This window comes from Streptomyces sp. NPDC008139 (assembly GCF_042957025.1).
Taxonomy (GTDB): domain Bacteria; phylum Actinomycetota; class Actinomycetes; order Streptomycetales; family Streptomycetaceae; genus Actinacidiphila.
The window spans coordinates 185,385-207,315 of sequence record NZ_JBIBHM010000006.1; the positions used below are offsets into that span (position 1 = coordinate 185,385).

A 21,931-nucleotide genomic window follows, 5' to 3' on the forward strand; every position below is an offset into this window, starting at 1 on the left:
ACGGATTGCCCCGCAAGCTCCAGTCATCCAAGCAGCACCACCACCCGAACGACTAAGGGGCACCCGCCACATGTCCAGCATCCGGAACTCCCGTACCCGTACCCGCTTCGTCACCGCCGCCGCGACCGTGGCGCTCGCCGCGTTCGCCCTGACCGCCTGCGACGACGGGTCGGGCACCAGGGACGAGGGCGCCTCGCCGGCCTCTTCCTCCTCCTCGGACGGGTCGCCCTCGGTCACCCCGACCCTCACTCCCGGCTCCGGCTCCAACACTGCGGACGCCGGGGGCACGCCGGTCGGTTCGAAGCCGGCCGCGGACGCCTCGACCAAGAAGCCCGTGGCCAAGGCCCCCGCGCCGAAGAAGCCGGAGGCCAAGGACAAGGTGGTCACCTGCCAGGGCTCCAACACCAAGACGGTCGCGTCCCCGCTGAACCGTCCCGTGAACCACATGCTGCTCACGGTCACCAACACCGGCGGCAACCCCTGCTTCCTCTACACGTACCCGTCCGTGCAGTTCACCGACGCCCAGGCCGAGCCGCCGGTCATCGAGGAGTCCCAGCCGCAGGCGGTCGTCACCCTGAACCCGGGTGAGTCCGGCTACGCCGTCATCGTCCTGGCCGCCGCCGACGGCAGCGCCGAGCACGGCCGCACCGTGAAGACCCTGAACGTCTACTTCCACGGCCGCTCCGGCAACGAGAGCGTCGGCACCGGCGCCCACCCGTCGCTGCCCGCCGGCGGCACCTACATCGACGACTCGCTCAAGGTCAGCTACTGGCAGCAGTCGATGAACGACGCGATCTCCTGGTGACCGCCCCTTCGGGGGAAGAAGCCCGCAGGCGCGGCGGCGGTTGGTTGACTGGCGCCATGACGTCATCGACCTCATCGACCTCATCGAGCTCACCGACCTCACCGACCTCAGCCGTCTTCGAGACCGTCGCTCCCGGCTCCGTCGTCTACCTCGACCGTCTCGCCGCGACCGACCTGGGCCGCTTCTACAAGGGCCGCATGCTCGACGCACTCGATGTCAGGACCGGCCAGACGGTCCTGGACATCGGCTGCGGCCCCGGCACCGACCTCGGCGCCCTCGCGGACGCGGTCGGCGGTGCGGGCACGGGCCCGCGCACGGCTGCGGATACGGACAAGGGCGCGGACACGGACACCGGTACGGACACGGCCGCGCGTACGGCCTCGGGCTCCGCCCCCGGCGCGGTCATCGGTGTGGACCACGACCAGGTCGCCGTCGCCACCGCCAGGGAACGTACCGCCGACCGGGACACCGTCACCGTCCACCTCGGTGACGTCCACGAACTGCCCCTGGCGGACGGCAGCGTGGACCGCGCCCGCACCGACCGGGTGCTGCAACACGTCGCCGATCCCGTACGGGCGCTGCGCGAGGCCCACCGTGTGCTGCGGCCCGGCGGGCGGCTCGTGCTGGGCGAGCCGGACTGGGACACGCTGACCGTCGACCACCCCGACGACGACCTGTCGCGCGCCTACACGCGGTACGTGACCGACGAGGTGATCCGTAACGCCCGGATCGGCAGGCAACTCCCCCGGCTGGCGGCGGAGGCCGGTTTCACGGTGCCGACGGTCGTCCCGGTGACGCCCGCCTTCCGGGACGTCGGCGCCGCCGACAAGGTCCTCGGCCTGGAGCGGACCACGCAACGGGCCCTCGCCGCCGGGTACTTCACCGTCGAAGGGGCCCGTCGCTGGCTGGACCACCTGGCCTCAGGACCCTTCCTCGCGGCCGTGACCTTCTACATCGTGGTGGCGCAGGCGTAGTCGGGGCAGGCCGAGCCGGGACGGCGCCGGGGATGCCCTTCCGGCTGCGGCGGTACGCGCGAGCGATGAGTTTCCGGGCGCGCCGCCGTCCAAGAGGGCAGGGGACGGCGGCCGTCCCCGTATCGAAGAGAAGGCAGTGGTGCGCGATGAAGCTGGTCGTACAGGAATTCCTGACGCTGGACGGGGTGTCCCAGGGGCCGGGGTCGCCGGACGAGGACGTCAGCGACGGGTTCACGCGGGGCGGCTGGTTCGTGCCACACCTGGACGAGGAGTTCGACCGGATCGCGGGGGCCTGGCTGGGCGAGGCGGACGCGTTTCTCTTCGGGCGCCGCACGTATCAGAACTTCGCCAGGGACTGGCCGGAGATGACCGACCACCCGAACGCCCGCATCCTCAACGGCCTGCCGAAATACGTGGCTTCCGACAGCCTGACCGAGGCGGCGTGGAATCCGACCACGATCCTGTCGGGCGACGTCCCCGCGCGGGTCGCGGAGCTGAAGCGGCGGCCGGGGCGGGAGCTCCAGATCCACGGCAGCGCCCGGCTGGCGCAGTCGCTGCTGGCCGCCGGTCTCGTGGACACGCTGCGGCTCGCCGTCGCCCCGGTCGTGGTGGGCCGGGGACGCCGCCTCTTCCCTGACGGCGGCGCCCCCGCGGGCCTGCGCCTCGTCGAGCACCGCACGACGCCGGGCGGCCTGTCCGTCCACACCTACGAGGCGACGGGCGCCACTCCGGAGTTCGGCACCTACGGCGCCGGGGCGTGAATCCGCGAACCCCGGGGGATCAGGCGGCCCGCGCGGGCTGCCACAGCGCGTCGACGGCCTCCTCCGCCGCCGCGAGGCTCTTCTCGGCGAGCGGGATCAGCTCGGACATGGCCGGGGTGACCGGCGCGAGGGTCAGCTCGGCGGTGATGAAGCGCGGGACCAGGCCGGTCATGACCACGCCGTGCGGGAGCCACTGCTCCGCGTGGTCCCAGCCCTCGCGGGGGGTGCCGGGGGCGTAGCCGCCGCCGCGGGAGGCGAGGACGACGAAGTCGCGGCCGGTCAGCAGCGGGTCCCTCGTCTCGGCGTCGACGGAGAGACCGGGCACGATCAGGTGGTCGACCCATGCCTTGACGCTGCTGGGCGCGCCGAAGTTGTAGACGGGCAGACCGAGCAGAACGGTGTCCGCCTCCTTGACCTCACCGATCAGCGTCTCGGACAGCGCGTAGGTGGCGGCCTGCTCGGGGGTGCGGTCCTCGGCCGGGATCATCGCCACGCCCACGGTGCCGGAGTGGATGTGCGGAATCGGGTCCTTGCCCAGGTCGCGGTAGGTGACCGTGCCATCGGGGTGGGCGGCCTTCCAGGCGGCGGCGGCCCGCGCGGTCAACCGGCGGCTGACGGATCGGTCGCCCTGGACGCTGGAATCGATGTGCAGGAGGTGAGGCATCTCGTTAACCCTTCATGCTTGGTTTGTGTAACGCCAACGATTTATAGCACGTCATGATTCCTCGCCGCCCGATAGACTGCTGAAGTGGCCTCACTGCCCGTGCTCAACCAGCCCCCGCGACGTTCAGGCGCGCTGCTCGAACAGCTCGCGCGCCGAATGCGACTGCACGCCGAGTCCGTGCTGACCCCGCTCGGCCTGCGCCCACGGCACCTGGTGGCCCTCACCGTCCTGCGTGACCAGCACGGCAGCACCCAGCAGGCGCTCTCCACGACGCTGATGATGGACCGCGCCAATGTCGTCGGCCTGCTCAACGACCTGGAGGCGGACGGCCTGATCGAACGGCTCCGCTCGCCCGAGGACCGCAGGCGCCACCTGGTGCAGCTCACCGACGAGGGCGGCAAGCGGCTGGCCAAGGCCGAATTCGCGCTCGCCCGGGTCGAGGACGAAGTCCTCTGCGCGCTCGACACCGGCCAGCGCGACACCCTCTACGATCTGCTCCAGCTCGCCGCGTCGGGACACGGCGTGGACGGGACGGCGGCGGACGCGGCGTTGAGCTGCGTGACCGACGCCCCCGCCGCCACACCGGAGTGCCTCGGCGAGGCGGGGGACACGGAGACCTGCTGACGGTGCCGGGGGAGCCACGGGCGGCGTCGGCCCGCGCTCCCGGGCGGAGAACGGGGGCGTGATGTTCGGCATCCTGGGCGCGACGCGGGTGGTGGGCGCGGACGGCGCCGAGGTCGCGCTGGGCGGCCCCCGGCGGCGCGCGGTGCTCGCCCTGCTGCTGCTCGACGCGGGCCGGGCGGTGCCCGCCGAGCGGCTGATCGACGGCCTCTACGGCGACGAGCCGCCCGCGGGCGCCGGGAACGCCGTGCAGGCCCAGGTCTCCCGACTGCGCCAGGTGTTGCCGGTGCCGCTCGAAGGGCTCCCGGCGGGCTACCGGCTCGCCGTCGCACCCGACGAGGTGGACGCCCACCGCTTCCGGCGGCTGAGCGCCGAGGGCCGCGCCGCCCTGGCCGCGGGCGACCCGGTCCTGGCCGAGCGACTGCTGCGCACCGCCCTCGCGTTGTGGCGCGGTCCCGCACTCGCCGACGTCGGCGCCGCCCCCTTCGCCGCCGCGCAGATCACCCGGCTCGAAGAGCTGCGGACCGGCGCCGTCGAGGACCGTGTCGACGCCGACCTCGCCCTCGGCCGCCACCGCTCCCTGGTCGCCGAACTCGGCGAACTCGTCACCGCGCACCCGCTGCGGGAGCGGCCGCGCGGCCAGTTGATGCGCGCGCTGTACGGCAGCGGACGGCAGAGCGAGGCGTTGGAGGCGTACGAGGAGGCCCGGCGCGAACTGGCCGACTCGCTCGGCGCCGACCCCGGACCCGAACTGGCCGCCGTCCACCTCGCGGTGCTGCGCGGCGACCCGGCGCTGCTTCCACGGGACGTCTCACGCGAGGCCCCACGGGGCGCCCGGCGGGGTGTTCCACGTGAAACAGACACGGCGGACAGGGTGGGCGCCGACGGACATGTTCCACGTGGAACATCGACGGAAGGCGCGGGAGGCTCAGGGGACGGCGCGCCCGCCCCGGCCCCGCCCCGGCACGAACTCCCCGCCCAGCTCACCAGCTTCGTCGGCCGGTCCGCCGAACTGGAGCGGATCGGTGAGCAGTTGGCACGCCAGCGGCTCGTCACGCTCACCGGCCCCGGCGGCGCGGGCAAGACGCGCCTGGCGGTGGAGGCCGCGGGGCGGTACGCGCACGACGCCTGTTTCGTGCCGCTGGCCGGGCTCAGCGACGGCGCGGAACTCCCGCAGGCCGTCCTCGGCGCGCTCGGCCTGCGGGCCGGCGGGCTGCTGGCGGCCGGATCGGCCGCGTCCGGCGGCCAGGCGCACGACCCCGGCCCGCACGACCCCGTCGCGCGGATCACCGCCGCCCTGGACGGCCGTCCGCTGCTGCTGGTCCTCGACAACTGCGAGCACGTGGTGGAGGACGCGGCCCGGCTGGCCGAGCGGCTGCTCGCCGGGTCACCGCTGCTGCGGCTGCTCGCCACCAGCAGGGAAGCCCTCGGCATCAACGGCGAGACGCTGTGCCCGGTGCCCACGCTCGACGTGCCCCGGCCCGGCACCGACCGCGAGCAGGCGCTGCGCTCCCCCGCCGTGCGGCTGTTCACCGAGCGGGCCGCCGCCGTACGCCCCGACCTCGACTTCGACGCGACCGCGGACCCGGCCACCGTGGACGCCGTCCTGCGGCTGTGCACCGCGCTCGACGGGCTGCCGCTCGCCATCGAACTGGCCGCGGCCCGGCTGCGTTCGCTGTCGGTCACCGACATCGCCGACCGGCTCGGCGCGCTCCCCGACGACGACGCCCCGTACAGCCTGGGCGTGCGGCCCGACGCGCTCTTCCGGCTGCTGTCGCGCGGCAGCCGCACCGCCCAGCCGCGCCAGCGCACCCTGCGCGGGGTCGTCGACTGGAGCTGGGACCTGCTGCCCGACGACGAGCGGGCCGTGCTCCGCCGTATCTCGGTCTTCGCGGGCGGCTGGACGCCCGCCGCCGCGGAGGCGGTGTGCGCGGACGGCGCGCGAATCCTCGCCGAGGACGTGCTGGACCTGCTGGACGCGCTGGTCGACAAGTCCCTGGTGGTGGCCGAGCAGCCGGACGGCGCGGGCCGGATCCGCTACCGCGCGCTGGAGTCGATCAGGGCGTACGGCGCCGAGCGGCTGACGGAGGCGGGGGAGCGCGAGGCGACGGTGCGCGCGCACGCCGCCTACTTCCTGGACTTCGCGCTCACCGCCGACCCGCACCTGCGCCGCGCCGAGCAACTGGAGTGGCTGCGGCTGCTCGGCGACGAGCGCGACAACCTCCAGGCCGCGCTGCACCGCAGCCTGGAGGCGGGCGAGGTGCGTACCGCGATGCGGCTGATCGCGGCCCTGTCCTCGTACTGGCTGCTGCGCGGCGTGCGCTACGAGGGCTTCGGACCCGCCCGCCAGGTCCTCGCCGCCCTCGGCCCGAATCCGCCGGAGGGGATGGAGGAGGAGTACGCGCTGTGCGTGATGGCGGTGGTCGGGATGCTGCCCGACCCCAAGGAGTTCGCCGACCATGTCGCGGCGGCGACCAGGGTGGTCGAGGCGATGCACCGGCTGTCCCGCCGTTACCCCGTGCTCACCTTGCTGTGGGCGCCCTTCGCCGGGGTCCCCGACGAGGGCATCGACGACCTGGAAGCGGCCTTCGACGAGTTCCTCACCGAGCGGGACCACCCCTGGTACCGCGCGCTGATCCTGCTCGGCAGCGGATTCCAGTCCTGGCTGACGCGCGCCGACCCGGTCGCCGCGCGGATCCACTGCACCGCCTCGTACGAGGAGTTCCGCCGCCTCGGTGACCGCTGGGGCATGATCACCACCCTCAACGTGCTGGCCGACCTCGCCGACCACCGCGGTGAACTCGCGCTCGCCGACTCCCTCCTCGATGACGCGCTGCTGCTCGCCGAGGAGCTGGACTCCGCGCTCGACATGGCGGAGCTGCTCTGCATCCGCGCCGGGTACAGCACCAAGGCGGGCGACTACGCGACCGCCGCCGCGTACAGCGAGCGGGCCGTGGAGCTGTCCCGCCGGGCGGGCACCCCCGAGTGCCTGGCACTCGCCCACCTGGCGCTGGCCGAGTCCGTCCGGCTGCGCGGCGACGGCGACGGCGCCCGCGCGCTGTACGAGCAGGCGCTGGCCGAGTGCCCGGTCGGCTGGTTCTCCAGCAACGGCACCCGTTCCGCCGTCCTCGTCGCCCTGGGCCGGGCCGCCGTCGCCGACCGCGATCCGGAGCTGGCCCGCGGCTACTTCCGCGAGGCGGTCACCCTCGACAGCGTCGCCATGCGGCTTCCGCTCAGCGGCGCCGTCGCCGCCGAGGCCACCGCGGGCCTCGCCCTGCTCAACGGCGACGCGACACGGGCCGCCGCCCTCCTCGGCGCCGCCGAGGCCCTGCGCGGCCGGCCGCCCACCGGGCCGGACGCCGCCGCGACCGTGGCCGCCGTACGCGCCGCGCTGGGCGACGAGGCGTACGAGCGCGAGCGCGCGCGGGCCGCCGCCCTCGACCGCGACGCGGCACTCGCCGTCCTGACGGCGTACCTCACGGCGGACTGAGCGGACGGGGAACCGCCGGCCGCGTGTGCGTGACCGGTCCCGATACCCGCGCCCCTGACGCTCTCCGACCGCCTGCCGCGTGCGCTCCGGTCCTGGGACCCTGCGCCCAGGCCCAGCCCTGACCGCCCGCTGACCGGATCGCGCACCGGCGCTGTCAGCCGACGGTACGCCGGCCGTCAGCGGGCCGCCGCATGCTGCTGGCCATGACGACGACGACACCGAACGACGACGTGAGGGGCGGCGGGAGCGCCGCCGAACAGGCGCACCGGCGGCGCTGGGCCGTCCTGGCCATCTGCTGCGTGGCCGCCGCGCTGCTGGGCATCGACAACAGCGTCCTCAACTACGCGATCCCGTCCCTGTCCCGAGAGCTGGGCCCGTCCTCCACCCAGCTCCTGTGGATCGTGGACATCTACGGCTTCGTCCTCGGCGGCCTGCTGATCGTGGCGGGCAACATCGGCGACCGGATCGGCCGCAAGAAGCTCCTGCTGCTGGGCGTCGCGGGCTTCGGCGCCGCCTCCGCGCTCACCGCCTACGCCGACGGCCCCGGCATGCTGATCGCGTCCCGCGCGCTGCTCGGTCTGGCCGGGGCCACGATCATGCCGTCGACCCTGTCGCTGGTCCGCAGCGTCTTCGACGACCCCAAGGAGCGGACCACCGCGATCGGCGTCAGCAGCGGCATCGGCGCGGCCAGCTTCGCGCTCGGCCCGGTCGTCGGCGGCGTGCTGCTCGACCACTTCTGGTGGGGCTCGGTCTTCCTGATCAACGTCCCCGTGATGGCGGCCGTCCTCATCGCGGGCGTCGTCCTGCTCCCCGAGTCCCGCAATCCGCACCCCGGACGGCTGGACTGGCCGAGCGTGCCCCTGTCGATCGCCGGGCTCTTCGGCGTCATCTACGCCATCAAGGCCGCCGCACGCGACGGCGTCGACGACCACGCCGTCTGGATCTCCGCAGCCGTCGGCCTCGCCGCCCTCGTCCTCTTCCTGCGCCGCCAGACCACCCTCGCCGAACCGCTGCTCGACCTGAGGTTCTTCCGCAACCCCGCCTTCGCGGGGGCCGTCGGCTCCAACGTCGTGACGCTGTTCACCGCCACCACCCTGTCCCTCGGCTTCTCCCTGTACTTCCAGGTGGTACGCGGCTGGTCGCCGCTGACCGCCGGGCTCGCGCTGCTGCCGGGACCGCTGTCCGCCGCCTTCGCCGCGCCGCTGTCCGCGCTGCTGATCCCGAGGATCGGCCGGGCCCGTACCGTCTCGTTCGGCCTGCTCCTCATGGCGCTGAGCACCGCCGCGTTCGGGCTGATCAGCGCCGACACCAGCTACTGGCTGCTGCTCCCGGCGCTCGTCGTCAACGGCGCCGGACTGATCTTCGTCTTCTCGGTCACCGCCGACACCCTGCTGGCCAGCGTGCCCAGGACCAAGACCGGTACGGCCGCCGCCATTTCCGAGACCGCCATGGAACTCGGCGGCGCCCTCGGTATCGCCATCCTCGGTTCGGTCCTCAGCGCCTTCTACCGCAACGGCCTCACGCTGCCCGCCGGGCTCTCCCCCGACCGGGTCGCCACCGCGCGCGAATCCGTCACCTCCGGCGTCGAGACCGGCGCCGCCCTGCCCGGCGCCACCGGGCAGCAGGTCGCCGCCGCCGCCAAGTCGGCCTTCACCGACGGTTTGCACGGCACCCTCTACATCGCCGCCGCGCTGATGCTGGCCGGTGCCGTCGCCGCCCTGTTCGCCCTCCGCGGGGTCCCCGCCGTGCTCGACGTCCCCGAATCCCCTGTGGAGCAGGCCCCCCAACCCGCCCCTGCCGTCTGACGCCGGCGGTTTGCTCACGCTGGGCGGTGCGCCGGTCTTTCCGGGGCGCGGCCCCAGGCGGTCCCTTTGCGCTGGGCGGCACGCCGTGTAGTTGGGGGCGCGGGGAACTGCGCGCTCAGTCGGCGCGGTGGCGCGGGTGAAGAATCCGCCCCAGTGGGGCAGTCGCTGTGGGTTTTCGGGCCGCGGGCCCGGTGGGGGCTGGTCGCGCAGTTCCTCCCCCAGCTACCGCTGGGAGGCGCCCCCAGCGCCCAGCGCACAAGGGCCGGACGCAGGGCGGCGCGATCAGCCGTGACATGCGTGGCACGTCATCACCGGCCACGGAGGGGCGGGTCGGTGGGGGCTGATCGCGCGGTTCGTCCCTCGTCGGCGGTTAGGGGTAGGTGCCGCCCCGGCCCTCGTCGTCGGGGCGGTCGGCGTCGGCCTGCTTGGCCTCGACCTCGGGGTCGAGGCCATCGGCGTCGATGGAGCCGTCGACCTGGTCGATCGTGCCGTTCGGCGAGGACCCGTTGGGGTGGCCGATCGGCTCGACGACGGTGAGGGTGCCGCTGCCGTGCACGGGGCCGCGGTCGGCGACGTCGGTCGCCTCGGGCGGCTCCACCAGCCAGTCCGGGTTGGTCTGCTTCGACCACCACTTCCAGGCGGCGAAGGCCGCACCGCCGACGAGACCGGCGACGACGAGCCCGCGGAAGACCCGGCCGGTGCGCTCGCGGCGCACCCGCCTGCGGACCAGCCCGTCGATCTCGGCCGCGGTCACCTGACCGCGCAGGGCGTGCAGCGCGGCGGCACCGCGCAGCACCGCCTCGTCCTTGGCCGGACCGGCGACCGAGCGGGTCGCGGTCACGGCGGACTCCACCTTGGGCGCGGTGTAGTCGGCCGCCGCCCGCACCTTCGGCGCGGTGTAGTCGGCGGCGGCCCGCGCGCTGCGGCGGGTCCGCTTGGCGGCGGTGCCGAGCGCGTCGGCGGCCTTCGGCGGCACAGCCGACTTCGCCTGTTCGCGGGCCTGGTCGACCCGGTCGGCGAGATGGGCCTCGTACTGCTGCCTGGCCAGTGCGCCGGCCTGCTGCGCGTAGTACGCGGCGTTGTCCTTCGCCGTGCTCGCGTACGGCGCCGCCACCTCCGCGGCATGCCGCACGCTGTCCTTGGTCACGTCGGCTGCGTGGCGCACGCTGTCGATGCGGGTCACGGGATCCTCCTCCTCGGTGGCGTTCGGTTTTCGCCTTTCCACCCAGTTTGAAATCATGCCTGTCGATGCCGGGTCCGGCATGTGTGGACGCGCATACGGGTCAGGTACCCGTTCCGAGCGGTCCGTCCCGGTGTCCGGGAGGGCCTTCGAGGCGCGACGCCGGCTCCCTTGCCACGGACCCTCGGGGAACCCCGCGCGCGCCACCGCGTCCGTGAAAGGATTTGTCCCTGTCAGCGAAGACTATGGAAGGTAGACCGTGGCCGAGCAGCTCTACGCCACCCTGAGGACCAACCACGGCGACATCGTGATCCGGCTGCTGCCGAACCACGCGCCCAAGACGGTGGACAACTTCGTCGGGCTCGCCGAGGGCACCCGCGAGTGGACCGACCCCCGTACCGGCCGGCCTTCCACGGCCAAGCTCTACGACGGCACCGTCTTCCACCGCGTCATTTCCGGCTTCATGATGCAGGGCGGCGATCCGCTGGGGAACGGCACCGGTGGTCCCGGCTTCGAGTTCGCCGACGAATTCCACCCCGACCTGGCCTTCGACAAGCCCTATCTGCTGGCGATGGCCAACTCGGGCCCGGCCACCAACGGCTCGCAGTTCTTCATCACGGTCGCGCCGACCACCTGGCTGACCCGTAAGCACACCATCTTCGGCGAGGTCGCGGACGAGGCCAGCAAGAAGGTCGTCGGGTCGATCATCGGCGCGCCGACCAACCCGCGCACCGACCGGCCGCTGGACGACGTCATCATCGAGACGGTCGTGATCGAGAAGCGCTGACGCGGCCCGCCGCCCCGCGGCCCGTATCCCGTACCCTTCGGATGCACCTTCGGGGAACGTCTCAGGGGAACGTCTTCGGGAACATCGCGCCCCGCCCGCACGTAGGAGTGGGCGGGGCGTCTCAGCGCCTCCGCGCCGCATCGCGAGGCGCTTCATTCAGGGAGAAGGCTCATGGACCAGGCGGTCTGCTGCTACCGGCACCCGGACCGGGAGACCGGTATTCGCTGCACCCGGTGCGACCGGCCGATCTGCCCCGAGTGCATGGTCAACGCGTCGGTCGGCTTCCAGTGCCCGGACTGCGTCAACGAGTCCAGCCGGCACACGGCGGCGCCGCGTACGGTCGCCGGCGGCACGGTCGCGGCCGACCCGTTCCTGATCACCAAGATCCTCATCGGCCTGAACATCGCGGTGTTCCTGCTGGTCCAGGCGGTCGGCGACCGGCTGGTCTACGACCTCGGGCTGTACGCGGTCTGCGGCAACGACCCGTTCGGACAGCACGGCTGCATCGGCGTCGCCCAGGGCCCCGACCAGTGGTATCGCCTCATCACCTCGGCGTTCCTGCACCAGGCGGTCCTGCACATCGGCTTCAACATGCTGTCGCTGTGGTGGATCGGCGCCCCGCTGGAGCGGATGCTCGGCCGGGCCCGCTATCTCGCGCTCTATCTGGTCTCCGCGCTCGGCGGCAGCGCGCTGGTGCTGCTGCTCGCCCCGTCGTCGCTCACCCTGGGCGCCTCGGGCGCGGTCTACGGCCTGTTCGGCGCGACGGCCGTCTTCATGCGGCGGATGCGCTACGACATGCGGCCGGTGCTGATCCTGCTTGCGCTCAACATCGTGTTCACCTTCACCTGGGCCGACGTGAGCTGGCAGGGCCACATCGGCGGACTGGTGGCGGGCACCGCGATTGCCATAGGGATGGCCTACGCGCCGCGCGAGCGCCGCGATCTGGTGCAGTGGGGGACCACGGCGGCGGTCCTGGTGGTCTCGATCGCGCTCAGCGTGATCGCTGTGGCGCAGGTCACGTCCTGAGGGACGGATTCGCGGCAGTGGACCCGTGTCCATTGGCGTTGATCACACGTTATCCACAGCGTGTAGGCGGGTCTTCGCAAGTTGTGCACAAGTCGCCGGAAGACCGTGTTTCACGCCCGCACAAGCCCAAGATCAGCGAAAGACCGGTGGCCGACGTCCTGGCCACCGGTCGTACCGGCGTCAACCTCGTAGAGGTTATCCACAGATCTTCCGACCTTTTCCCCACTGTGGATAACCGTGTGGACAAACGTCCGGCAGCACGCCGACGCGGCCCCCGGCACCCCGCTGGGGACGGCTACTTCCACTGGGTGGACACGACGAACCCACCCGCGATGAAGCCGAAACCGACCACGATGTTCCAGTTGCCGAACGCTTCGACGGGCAGGCTGCCCTGCGTCACGTAGAACAGCACGATCCACGCCAGACCGACGATGAAGAACGCCAGCATGAGCGGCGCGACCCAGTTGCGGTTGGTGTTGAACTTTATGGCGGTGGCCGTCTTCGCCGGTGGCGGCGTGAAATCGGCCTTCTTGCGGATCCGTGACTTCGGCACGAGGGACGCTCCTGTCGATGCGCTGCGTAACCGCGCGGGTGTGCGGGGTAAGCCGGGCGGGTTCTGGGCCTGGTAAGGGTCACTACCGCTTCCGGGCGTCCGTTAGCGTAGTGCTTCCTCGGGTTATAAGGAGACAGGGTACGGTGACGGATTCAGACGGGGTATCCCCCACCCCCTCCTCCCGTCCTGCCCACCGCACCGTAGCGCTGCGGACCATGAGTGCGGGAGTCTTCGCGCTGGCCGGACTGATCTTCTGGACCAGCTTCAACACCGCCAAGGGCGTCGACATCCGCAGCGACGACCCGCTGCCGAAGCTGTCCGACACCGTACGTACCAAGAACACCCGTAATCAGCAGCTGGAGGACCAGCTCTCCGGGGTGCGCAAGGACGTGGACCGGCTGACCCGGCAGGGCGACGGCGTCAGCCCCGCCGAGCGGGCCAGGCTCGACGCCCTCGACAAGGCGGCGGGCACCGACAAGCTGACCGGCCCCGCGATCGACGTGACGCTCAACGACGCCCCGCCGAACGCGACCGCGCTGGTCCCCGGCGTCCCCGACCCGCAGCCCAACGACCTGGTCATCCACCAGCAGGACCTCCAGGCCGTGGTCAACGCGCTGTGGCAGGGCGGCGCCCGGGGCATCCGCGTCATGGACCAGCGGCTGATCTCCACCAGCGCGGTGCGCTGCGTCGGCAACACCCTGATCCTCCAGGGCCGCGTCTACTCCCCGCCGTACCGCATCACCGCAGTCGGCGACCAGGCCAAGCTGCGCAAGGCGCTCAACGACAGCCCGGCCATCCAGAACTACCTCCAGTACGTGAACGCGTACGGCCTCGGCTGGAAGGTCGGCGCGCAGAAGCGGACGACGCTGCCCGGTTACTCGGGCTCGACCGACCTGCACTACGCGGAGCCGGCGTCGTGAGCGGCGGGCGTCCCGGGCCGAACCATTGGCGAACGCATGCCGAAGCCTTTGTCCGGCCGGGCCCCCTATCACGCCGATCTCCCTTTACTCTGTTCCGGGGAAGAGGAAGGAAGGCAGCGCATGTACGGCTGGATCTGGCGGCATCTGCCGGGTAACGCGTGGGTGAGGGCTCTGATCTCGCTCGTGCTCGCCCTGGCCGTCGTCTACCTCCTCTTCCAGTACATCTTTCCGTGGGCGGAGCCGCTGCTGCCGTTCAACGAGGTCACCGTCGACAACGGGATGGCCGTCGTACGCGAGACGGGGACGGCCGCTGTCCGATGAGCGCACGCATTCTCGTGGTGGACAACTACGACTCCTTCGTCTTCAACCTGGTCCAGTACCTCTACCAACTCGGCGCCGAGTGCGAGGTGCGGCGCAACGACGAGGTCAAGCCCGCGCACGCGCAGGACGGTTTCGACGGCGTACTGCTCTCGCCCGGCCCCGGCACGCCGGAAGAGGCGGGCGTCTGCGTCGACATGGTGCGGCACTGCGCGGACACCGGGGTGCCGGTCTTCGGCGTGTGCCTCGGCCTCCAGTCGATGGCCGTCGCGTACGGCGGGGTCGTGGACCGCGCGCCGGAGCTGCTGCACGGCAAGACGTCGCTGGTGACGCACGACGGGACCGGCGTCTTCGCCGGGCTGCCGTCGCCCTTCACCGCGACCCGCTACCACTCGCTCGCCGTCGAACGCGACACCGTGCCCGAGGAGTTCCGGGTCACCGCGTGGACCGAGTCCGGCGTGATCATGGGGCTGCGGCACCGGGACGCGGCGGTCGAGGGCGTGCAGTTCCACCCGGAGTCGGTGCTCACCGAGTGGGGCCATCTGATGCTGGCCAACTGGCTCGCCGAGTGCGGTGATCCGGGGGCCGTCGGCCGCTCCGAGGGGCTGGCACCCGTGGTCGGTACGGCGGGAAGCGCCGGAGGTTCGGGGAGTCCTGCGGGGAGGGCCGGGGCGTGACCACGCTCCGCCCGGAGCGCCCCTCGGACGGCCCGATGTCCTATGAGGACACCGGGCAGTTCAAAGCCGTTGTCGAGCAGCTCGACGACCCGCTGAACGACCCTCTCCCCGGAAGACCCCCCGCGGTCCCCGAGCCGTCGTACGAGGAGTCGGCCTACGAGGAACCGGTGTTCGATGAACCGGTCTTCCCGGAACCGGCGTACGAGGAGCCGGTCTTCGACGAGCCGGCCGCGCCCTGGTTCGTACCCGAGGAGCCGCCGCAGGCGGCCCCGCCGCCTCCTCCGCCGCCCCCGGTCCGGCCCGTCACCGCGGACGAGGAGCTGGACCTCGGTACGGCGACGGTCGTGCAGCCCGTCGTACGGCCGGTCGAGCAGTCGGCCGTCGAACCGCCCGCGGACGACGTACTCGAATCGGTCTTCCCCACCACGGAGTCGGCCCCGGAACCGGCCCCCGAGCCCGCGGGTCCTGGGCCCGGTTCGACGCCGGGCCCCGTGCTCGGCCCCGACGGCGAGGGCGGGCGGGCCGCGCGGCGGAAGGCGGCGCAGGCACAGCAGCGCGGCGGCGCCGGACACGGTGGCCACCGCGCCAGGGGCCGTACGCCCGGTGCCGCGGCCGGTGCGGTCCCCGCCGGAACCGCCCCGCTCAGCCGGGTCGAGGCCCGCAGGGCCGCGAAGGCCGCCAAGGAGAGCCCGGCGGTCGTCGTCAGCCGTATCGTCGGTGAGCTGTTCATCACCACCGGCGTGCTGATGCTGCTGTTCGTCACGTACCAGCTCTGGTGGACCAACGTCCGCGCGCACCAGCAGGCCAGCGGCGCCGCGAACAACCTCCAGCACCAGTGGGACGCCACGAAGGACGACCCGAACCGGGTCCCCGGCACCTTCTCGCCCGACCAGGGCTTCGCGATCATGTACATCCCCAAGCTGGATGTCAAGGCGCCCATCGCGCAGGGCGTCTCGAAGCACAATGTGCTGGACAAGGGCATGATCGGCCACTACGACGGCGCGTTGAACACCGCGATGCCGTGGGACAAGACCGGCAACTTCGCGGTCGCCGCCCACCGCAACACCCACGGTGAACCGTTCCGCTACATCAACCACCTGGTCCCCGGCGACAAGGTCGTGGTCGAGACGGCGGACACCTACTACACGTACGAGATCACCAGTTCCCTGGCGTCCACCCCGCCGTCCAACATCAGCGTGATCAAGCCGGTGCCGACCGGCTCCGGCTTCACCGGGCCCGGCCGCTATCTGACGCTGACCACCTGCACCCCCGAATTCACCAGCACCAACCGGTTGATCGTCTGGGGAAAGCTGACCGAGGAACGGCCGCGCAGCAAGGGCAAGCCCGACGCGCTGGTGGAGTGATCCATGCTCCAAGCGGAACTTGAGGAACGGAACGGCGTGACCACGACCAAACGCGGCGGCCGGGGGCCCATCGCGGCCACCATCAGCGTCATCGGCGAACTCCTCATCACCGCGGGCCTGGTGCTCGCGCTGTTCGTCGCCTACTCGCTGTGGTGGACGAACGTCCTCGCCGACCGCCATGAGCACAAGGCGGCGGACAAGGTCCGCCAGGACTGGGCGCGGACGCCCGACGCGGGACCGGGGAGTCTCGACACCAAGGACGGCATCGGCTTCCTGCACGTCCCCGCCATGGGCAAGGACTACGAGGTGCTGGTCAAGAAGGGCACCTCGACCAAGGTCCTCAACGAGGGCGTCGCCGGTTACTACACCGACCCCGTCCCCGCCGCGCTGCCGACCGCCAGGACCGGCAACTTCACCCTGGCCGCCCACCGCGACGGCCACGGCGCCAAGTTCCACAACATCAACAAGATCCACGACGGCGACCCGATCGTCTTCGAGTCGAAGGACACCTGGTACGTCTACAAGGTCTACAAGATCCTCGACCAGACCTCGAAGTACAACGTCGCCGTCACCGACCAGGTCCCCAAGGAGTCCGGCAGGACCACGCCGGGTCGCTACATCACCCTCACGACCTGCACCCCCGTCTACACCTCCCGCTACCGCTACATCGTCTGGGGCGAACTCGTCCGCACCGAGAAGGTCAACGCGGCCCGCACCCCACCGGTCGAGCTGCGGTAGGCGCGTACGGCGACACACGCGAAAGGGGGGCGGCCCGCACACCTGGTGTGCGGGCCGCCCCCCTCTCGTACTGCCGGGGGTCCCGGTTCAGTTGCCTCCGTTACCCCCGCCGCCGAAATCCATCGTCGTCAGGTTGATCGGCTGTCCCTCGTTGAGCTGCTGTCCCGCGGGGACGTCCGAGTTCACGATCCGGGCCTTGTCGCCGGTCGGGCCGTTCACGTTGACCTGGAGGTTCAGGCCCATGGCGTTGAGCTGCCCCTGGATGTCCGACAGCTTCTGCATCTGCCAGTTGGGCATCGTCTGCGGCGGCGCCTGCGACTCCGGCGGGCCGGACGAGACCGTCAGGACGATCGAGGTGTCCAGGGCGATCGGGCCCGCGCCCGGGTCCGGGGTCTGGGCGGTGACGCTGCCCTTGGCGGTCGTGTCCGAGGGGACGTCCTGCGGCGCGCGGGTGATGTTGGTGAAGCCCTGCGCCTTGAGCTGGGCGACCGCGTTGTCGTACGGGACGCCCTTGACGTCGGTGGGCGCCTTCTTCTCGGGGGCCACCGCGACGGTCAGCGTGATCGTCGTGCCCTTGGGCTGCTTCGTACCGGCCTTCGGGGTCTGGTCGAGGACGGTGTCCGGGTCGTCCGTGGTGGTCGTCTTGTTCTTGCGGTCGACCTGGAAGCCCTTGGCGGTGAGCTGGCTCGCCGCCGAGTCGTACTTGTCGTTCTTGACGTCCGGGACCTCGATCGGCGCCTGGCCCTTGGACAGGACGACGGTGACCGTCTTGTCGTCCGGGATCGCGGCGTCGGCGGCCGGGGTCTGCTTGCAGACGAGGTTCTTGTCGATGCTGTCGCAGAACTCGGCCGGACCCTGGACGATCTTCAGGTCGACGTTGGTGGCCTTGGCCTGCGCGTCGGTGAGGGACGCGCCGACCAGATTCGGCACGGTGCCGTTGTCCGCGGCGCCGCTGCCGCTGAACAGCGCCTTGCCCAGGAAGATCGCGCCGACCAGGACCAGGATGCCCGCGACGACCAGCAGCACCGTGGAGGTGTTGTTGCCGCCCTTCTTCTGCCGGCGGCGGTCCGGGCGGTCGTCGTAGCCGTAACCGCCGTCCTCCTCGCGCAGCGGCGGAAGCATGGACGTGTGCTGGTCGTTCTGCGACGGCAGCGCCGTGGTGGCCTGGCTGTCCGGGTAGCCGTACCCGTAGCCGACCGAGCCCATCGCCGCCGTGGCGGCCACCGGCTGCCCGTCGAGGGCCGCCTCGATGTCGGCGCGCATCTCGTCGGCCGACTGGTAGCGGTAGTTCGGGTCCTTGGTCAGCGCCTTGAGGACGATCGCGTCCATCGCGGGCGTGACCTCGGGGTCGTACACCGACGGCGGCTGCGGCTCCTCGCGCACGTGCTGGTACGCCACCGCGACCGGGGAGTCGCCGACGAAGGGCGGCCGTACGGTCAGCAGCTCGTAGAGCAGGCAGCCGGTCGAGTACAGGTCGGAGCGGGCGTCGACCTGCTCGCCCTTGGCCTGCTCGGGGGAGAGGTACTGCGCGGTGCCGATCACGGCCGCGGTCTGCGTCATGGTCATACCGGAGTCGCCCATGGCGCGGGCGATGCCGAAGTCCATGACCTTGACCTGGCCGGTCCTGGTGAGCATGACGTTGGCGGGCTTGATGTCGCGGTGCACGATGCCGGCCCGGTGGCTGTACTCCAGGGCCTGGAGGATGCCGACCGTCATCTCCATGGCGCGCTCGGGCAGCAGCTTGCGTCCGGAGTGCAGCAGCTCACGCAGGGTGGAGCCGTCCACGTACTCCATGACGATGTACGGGATCGAGACCCCGTCGACGTAGTCCTCGCCGGTGTCGTACACGGCGACGATCGACGGGTGGTTGAGCGAGGCGGCCGACTGGGCCTCTCGGCGGAACCGGGCCTGGAACGACGGGTCGCGGGCGAGGTCCACCCGCAGCGTCTTCACGGCGACAGTGCGGCCGAGCCGGGTGTCATGGGCGAGGTACACCTCGGCCATGCCACCACGGCCGAGCACTGAGCCCAGCTCGTACCGGCCGCCGAGGCGACGCGGCTCTTCCATAGCTCTGCCCTCTCCTCAAACCCGTTCTTGACCCAAAACCGGTAATGCCGTGCCCTGCGGATGCTCGGGCATACGCTACCGGGCGTTTCTGGTCCCTTCGCGCCCTGCCCGCCCGCCGATACCCGACCGGTACCTGTCCGGTACGTGCGCCGGTCCCGGGGGCGGTGGCCGGACCGTTTCCGGCGCCGAGACCGGGCCTGACACCGGGTTCGACGCCGGGCCTGGGACCGGGCCTGGGACCGGGCCGTTCCGGGTGGTCGGCCCTCACTTGTTGAGGACGGCCTCCATGACCTTCTTGGCGATCGGCGCGGCCAGACCGCCACCGCTGACGTCGTCGTGGTTGGCCGCACCGTCCTCGACGACGACCGCGACGGCGACCGGCGACCCCTGGTCGGTCATCGCGTACGAGACGAACCAGGCGTACGGCGTGCCCTCGTTGTTGATGCCGTTCTGCGCGGTGCCGGTCTTGCCGCCGACCTTGACGCCGGAGATCTTGGCGTTGGTGCCGGTGCCGGAGTTGACCACCGTCTCCATCATCGTCTGGAGCTTCTGCGCGTTCTCCGGCGACAGCGGCTGCGACATCTCGCTCGGGTTGGTCTGCGAGATGGTGCTCAGATTCGGCGCCACCAGCTTGTCGACCATGTACGGCTTCATCAGCTTGCCGTTGTTGGCGATGGCCGAGGCGACCATCGCCATCTGGAGCGGAGTGGCCGCGGTGTCGAACTGGCCGATGGAGGAGAGCGCGACCTGGTCCTTGGTCATCTTGGTGTCGAAGTTGCTGGCGTTCGCGCGGACCGGGACGAACTGCTCCTTGTTGAAGCCGAACTTCTCCGCCTCGTCGACCATCGCCTGGAGACCCACCTTGTCCGCGCCCAGGTGGCCGAAGACGGTGTTGCACGAAACCCTCAGCGCGTCGATCAGCGACGCTTCCTTGCAGGGGATGTTGCCCTCGTTCTTCAGCGGGGTCGTGGTGCCGGGAAGGATGTAGGGCAGCGGGGTGTCGGTCTTCGCGTTGATGTCGGTCACCGCGCCGTTCTCCAGCGCCGCGGCGGCCGTCACCAGCTTGAACGTCGAACCCGGCGGGTACGTCTGGCGCAGCGCGCGGTTCTGCGTCGGGTCGTCGGGGTCGTTCTTCTTGTCGAGCGCGACCCAGTTCTTCTCGTCGGTCTTGGAGTTGCCCGCGATGGTCGACGGGTCGTACGACGGGGTGCTCGCCATGGCCAGGATCGCGCCGGTGCCGGGGTCGAGCGCGACGACCGCGCCCTTCTTGTTCCCCAGGCCCTGGAACGCGGCCTTCTGCGCCTTGGCGTTCAGTGTCGTGACGACGTTGCCGCCCTGCTTCTCCTTGCCGGTCAGCAGGTCGATGGTGCGGTTGAAGAACAGCCGGTCGTCGTTGCCGGTGAGGAACTTGTCCTCGACGCCTTCGAGGAAGGTGGTGCCGAACGCCTGCGAGGCGTGGCCGGTGACCGGCGCCCACATCGGGCCGTCGACGTAGGTCCGCTTGAACTTGAAGTCGCTGCCCGTGGTCTCGGTGTGACCGGTGATCGCCTTGCCGCCGTCGACGATGATGTCACCGCGCGGCTGCGCGTACTGGTTGATGGCGACCCGGCGGTTGTGCACGTCGTTGGAGAGCTGGTCGGCCTGGACGAACTGCACGTAGTTCACGCGCAGCAGAAGGGCGAGGACGAGCAGGCCGCAGAAGACCGCGACCCGTCGGAGAGGCTTGTTCACTGGGTGCGCACCACCTGGGTCGGTTCGGCATCGGGGGAGGGGGCCGGGCTCGGGGCCGGACGGCGGGCGGTGTCGCTGATCCGCAGCAGGATCGCGACCAGCGCCCAGTTGGCGATCACCGAGGAGCCGCCCTGTGCCAGGAACGGCATGGTCATGCCGGTCAGCGGGATGAGCCCGGTGACGCCGCCCGCGACCACGAAGACCTGGAGCGCGAAGGCGCCCGACAGGCCGATCGCCAGCAGCTTGCCGAACGGGTCGCGGGCCGCGAGGGCAGTCCGCACACCGCGCTCGATCAGCAGGGCGTACAGCAGCAGGACGGCCATCAGGCCCGCCAGGCCCAGCTCCTCGCCGACGGTGGCGAGGATGTAGTCGCTCTTCGGGGCGATGCCGCCGATCAGCCGGGAGTAGCCCTGGCCGAGCCCCGAGCCGAAGATGCCGCCGGAGCCGAACGCGTACATCGTCTGCGCGGTCTCGGTGACACCGCCGTTGGACGCCAGTTGCAGCGGGTGCAGCCAGTTGTGGACGCGCTCCTTGACGTGCGGCTCGATCGAGGAGACGACGACCGCGCCGCCCGCGCTGAGCAGCAGGCCGAAGACGATCCAGCTGGTCCGCTCGGTGGCGACGTACAGCATGATCACGAACAGGCCGAAGAAGAGCAGCGAGGTGCCGAGGTCGGTCTCGAAGACCAGGATCAGCAGGCTGATGCCCCAGATCACCAGGATCGGGCCGAGGTCGCGGCCACGCGGCAGGTACAGGCCCATGAAGCGGCGGCTGGCCAGCGCCAGCGCGTCCCGCTTGACCATCAGGTATCCGGCGAAGAAGACGGTGATGACGATCTTCGCGAACTCACCGGGCTGGAGCGAGCCGATGCCCGGCAGCGTGATCCAGATCTTCGCGCCGTTCACCCCGGGGAAGAAGATCGGCGCGACCAGCAGGGCCAGCGCCACCATCATCGAGATGTACGTGTACCGCTGGAGGATGCGGTGGTCCTTGAGGAAGACCAGGACGCCGACGAAGAGCGCCACTCCGAGCGTGGACCACATGAGCTGGTTGGGCGCCATGGCCTTGCCCAGCGACGGCTCCTGGTCGAGCCGCCAGATCAGCACCAGGCCGAGGCCGTTGAGCAGCGTGGCGATCGGCAGCATCAGCGGGTCGGCGTACGGCGCGAATTTACGGACCAGCAGGTGCGCGATCCCCGCGAGCAGGCCGAGGCCGAGGCCGTAGCTGAGCAGCCCCGCCGGGACCGAGTCGTTCTTGGCGAGCCCGACGTTGGCGTAGGCGAAGACCGGGATGAGCACCGCGAAGACCAGCAGCGCCAGTTCGGTGTTGCGACGGTTGGGCGCGCCGATCGACGTGATGGTGGTGGTGTTGCTGGCGCTCATGACGAGCCGACTCCTCCTGCTGGTCCCGCCGCCGGCGCGCTCGCCGGTCCCCGGGGGGTTTCCGGTGC

General features: G+C 71.3%; 19 protein-coding genes. 13 read left to right on the forward strand and 6 right to left on the reverse strand.

Features of this window, described 5'->3' with window-relative positions:
- Positions 1-70: 70 nt before the first annotated feature.
- The 3 genes from ACFZBB_RS14400 to ACFZBB_RS14410 all read left to right on the forward strand — a co-directional run bounded on the left by ACFZBB_RS14400 (position 71) and on the right by ACFZBB_RS14410 (position 2,540).
- Positions 71-805, forward strand: a complete 735-nt coding sequence (locus ACFZBB_RS14400) for a DUF4232 domain-containing protein (protein ID WP_391121497.1) — start codon at positions 71-73, stop codon at positions 803-805.
- Between the two features lie 56 nt (positions 806-861).
- Complete coding sequence (locus ACFZBB_RS14405; RefSeq protein WP_391121500.1) at positions 862-1,779, forward strand: methyltransferase domain-containing protein; 918 nt, start codon at positions 862-864, stop codon at positions 1,777-1,779.
- Between the two features lie 146 nt (positions 1,780-1,925).
- On the forward strand, positions 1,926-2,540 hold the full coding sequence (locus ACFZBB_RS14410) for a dihydrofolate reductase family protein (protein WP_391121503.1): 615 nt from the start codon (positions 1,926-1,928) through the stop codon (positions 2,538-2,540).
- A gap of 19 nt (positions 2,541-2,559) precedes the next feature.
- Here ACFZBB_RS14410 and ACFZBB_RS14415 read toward each other — a convergent pair whose 3' ends face one another.
- Positions 2,560-3,204: an NAD(P)H-dependent oxidoreductase gene (locus ACFZBB_RS14415; RefSeq protein ID WP_391121506.1), complete on the reverse strand. Its 645-nt coding sequence runs from the start codon at positions 3,202-3,204 to the stop codon at positions 2,560-2,562.
- Positions 3,205-3,288: 84 nt separating this feature from the next.
- Here ACFZBB_RS14415 and ACFZBB_RS14420 point away from each other — a divergent pair, with 84 nt between their 5' ends.
- From ACFZBB_RS14420 to ACFZBB_RS14430, 3 genes are all read left to right on the forward strand, one after another.
- Complete coding sequence (locus ACFZBB_RS14420; RefSeq protein ID WP_391121509.1) at positions 3,289-3,828, forward strand: MarR family transcriptional regulator; 540 nt, start codon at positions 3,289-3,291, stop codon at positions 3,826-3,828.
- 61 nt (positions 3,829-3,889) lie between these two features.
- Positions 3,890-7,315, forward strand: coding sequence for a BTAD domain-containing putative transcriptional regulator (locus ACFZBB_RS14425; protein WP_391121513.1), 3,426 nt, complete (start codon positions 3,890-3,892; stop codon positions 7,313-7,315).
- 203 nt (positions 7,316-7,518) lie between these two features.
- A complete protein-coding gene (locus tag ACFZBB_RS14430) occupies positions 7,519-9,120 on the forward strand; it encodes an MFS transporter (protein ID WP_391121516.1) in 1,602 nt (533 codons plus the stop codon).
- Between the two features lie 370 nt (positions 9,121-9,490).
- On the opposite strand, the gene ACFZBB_RS14435 is transcribed toward ACFZBB_RS14430, so the two are convergent.
- Entirely contained in the window at positions 9,491-10,303 is an 813-nt protein-coding gene (locus ACFZBB_RS14435; RefSeq protein WP_391121519.1) for a DUF5324 family protein, read from the reverse strand.
- A gap of 256 nt (positions 10,304-10,559) precedes the next feature.
- Between ACFZBB_RS14435 and ACFZBB_RS14440 the strand changes: the two genes are divergently transcribed.
- Positions 10,560-11,087 (forward strand): peptidylprolyl isomerase, encoded by a 528-nt coding sequence (locus tag ACFZBB_RS14440; protein WP_391121522.1) that lies wholly within the window; start codon positions 10,560-10,562, stop codon positions 11,085-11,087.
- A gap of 171 nt (positions 11,088-11,258) precedes the next feature.
- Positions 11,259-12,113, forward strand: coding sequence for a rhomboid family intramembrane serine protease (locus ACFZBB_RS14445; RefSeq protein WP_355336694.1), 855 nt, complete (start codon positions 11,259-11,261; stop codon positions 12,111-12,113).
- 295 nt (positions 12,114-12,408) lie between these two features.
- Here ACFZBB_RS14445 and crgA read toward each other — a convergent pair whose 3' ends face one another.
- The gene (gene crgA / locus ACFZBB_RS14450) at positions 12,409-12,666 is read right to left on the reverse strand and encodes a cell division protein CrgA (protein WP_188281586.1); all 258 of its coding nucleotides are present in this window, start codon (positions 12,664-12,666) and stop codon (positions 12,409-12,411) included.
- Between the two features lie 215 nt (positions 12,667-12,881).
- Here crgA and ACFZBB_RS14455 point away from each other — a divergent pair, with 215 nt between their 5' ends.
- The 5 genes from ACFZBB_RS14455 to ACFZBB_RS14475 all read left to right on the forward strand — a co-directional run bounded on the left by ACFZBB_RS14455 (position 12,882) and on the right by ACFZBB_RS14475 (position 16,683).
- On the forward strand, positions 12,882-13,586 hold the full coding sequence (locus tag ACFZBB_RS14455) for a DUF881 domain-containing protein (protein ID WP_391121525.1): 705 nt from the start codon (positions 12,882-12,884) through the stop codon (positions 13,584-13,586).
- Positions 13,587-13,706: 120 nt separating this feature from the next.
- Positions 13,707-13,907, forward strand: a complete 201-nt coding sequence (locus ACFZBB_RS14460; RefSeq protein WP_355336696.1) for a hypothetical protein — start codon at positions 13,707-13,709, stop codon at positions 13,905-13,907.
- The gene (locus ACFZBB_RS14465) at positions 13,904-14,581 is read left to right on the forward strand and encodes an aminodeoxychorismate/anthranilate synthase component II (protein ID WP_391121528.1); all 678 of its coding nucleotides are present in this window, start codon (positions 13,904-13,906) and stop codon (positions 14,579-14,581) included. Before ACFZBB_RS14460 ends, ACFZBB_RS14465 begins: the two co-directional genes overlap by 4 nt.
- Positions 14,578-15,945 carry a class E sortase gene (locus ACFZBB_RS14470; RefSeq protein ID WP_391121531.1) on the forward strand — a complete coding sequence of 456 codons (1,368 nt, stop codon included), beginning with the start codon at positions 14,578-14,580 and terminating at the stop codon, positions 15,943-15,945. Before ACFZBB_RS14465 ends, ACFZBB_RS14470 begins: the two co-directional genes overlap by 4 nt.
- 3 nt (positions 15,946-15,948) lie before the next feature.
- Complete coding sequence (locus ACFZBB_RS14475) at positions 15,949-16,683, forward strand: class E sortase (RefSeq protein ID WP_391121534.1); 735 nt, start codon at positions 15,949-15,951, stop codon at positions 16,681-16,683.
- An 87-nt stretch (positions 16,684-16,770) separates the two neighbouring features.
- Here ACFZBB_RS14475 and pknB read toward each other — a convergent pair whose 3' ends face one another.
- The 3 genes from pknB to ACFZBB_RS14490 all read right to left on the reverse strand — a co-directional run bounded on the left by pknB (position 16,771) and on the right by ACFZBB_RS14490 (position 21,863).
- Positions 16,771-18,750 (reverse strand): Stk1 family PASTA domain-containing Ser/Thr kinase, encoded by a 1,980-nt coding sequence (pknB, locus tag ACFZBB_RS14480; protein ID WP_391121537.1) that lies wholly within the window; start codon positions 18,748-18,750, stop codon positions 16,771-16,773.
- A 264-nt stretch (positions 18,751-19,014) separates the two neighbouring features.
- Positions 19,015-20,481, reverse strand: coding sequence for a penicillin-binding protein 2 (locus ACFZBB_RS14485; protein WP_355336701.1), 1,467 nt, complete (start codon positions 20,479-20,481; stop codon positions 19,015-19,017).
- Entirely contained in the window at positions 20,478-21,863 is a 1,386-nt protein-coding gene (locus tag ACFZBB_RS14490; RefSeq protein ID WP_355336702.1) for an FtsW/RodA/SpoVE family cell cycle protein, read from the reverse strand. The genes ACFZBB_RS14485 and ACFZBB_RS14490 overlap by 4 nt, the downstream gene beginning before the upstream one ends.
- Positions 21,864-21,931 lie beyond the last annotated feature (68 nt).

Bases quoted from the DNA above. Each gene is read 5' to 3' on its own strand.
- ACFZBB_RS14400 (WP_391121497.1), top strand. From the start codon at position 71: ATGTCCAGCATCCGGAACTCCCGTACCCGTACCCGCTTCGTCACCGCC.
- ACFZBB_RS14405 (WP_391121500.1), top strand. From the start codon at position 862: ATGACGTCATCGACCTCATCGACCTCATCGAGCTCACCGACCTCACCG.
- ACFZBB_RS14410 (WP_391121503.1), top strand. From the start codon at position 1,926: ATGAAGCTGGTCGTACAGGAATTCCTGACGCTGGACGGGGTGTCCCAG.
- ACFZBB_RS14415 (WP_391121506.1), bottom strand. From the start codon at position 3,204: ATGCCTCACCTCCTGCACATCGATTCCAGCGTCCAGGGCGACCGATCC.
- ACFZBB_RS14425 (WP_391121513.1), top strand. From the start codon at position 3,890: ATGTTCGGCATCCTGGGCGCGACGCGGGTGGTGGGCGCGGACGGCGCC.
- ACFZBB_RS14430 (WP_391121516.1), top strand. From the start codon at position 7,519: ATGACGACGACGACACCGAACGACGACGTGAGGGGCGGCGGGAGCGCC.
- ACFZBB_RS14445 (WP_355336694.1), top strand. From the start codon at position 11,259: ATGGACCAGGCGGTCTGCTGCTACCGGCACCCGGACCGGGAGACCGGT.
- ACFZBB_RS14455 (WP_391121525.1), top strand. From the start codon at position 12,882: ATGAGTGCGGGAGTCTTCGCGCTGGCCGGACTGATCTTCTGGACCAGC.
- ACFZBB_RS14460 (WP_355336696.1), top strand. From the start codon at position 13,707: ATGTACGGCTGGATCTGGCGGCATCTGCCGGGTAACGCGTGGGTGAGG.
- ACFZBB_RS14465 (WP_391121528.1), top strand. From the start codon at position 13,904: ATGAGCGCACGCATTCTCGTGGTGGACAACTACGACTCCTTCGTCTTC.
- ACFZBB_RS14475 (WP_391121534.1), top strand. From the start codon at position 15,949: ATGCTCCAAGCGGAACTTGAGGAACGGAACGGCGTGACCACGACCAAA.
- pknB (WP_391121537.1), bottom strand. From the start codon at position 18,750: ATGGAAGAGCCGCGTCGCCTCGGCGGCCGGTACGAGCTGGGCTCAGTG.
- ACFZBB_RS14490 (WP_355336702.1), bottom strand. From the start codon at position 21,863: ATGAGCGCCAGCAACACCACCACCATCACGTCGATCGGCGCGCCCAAC.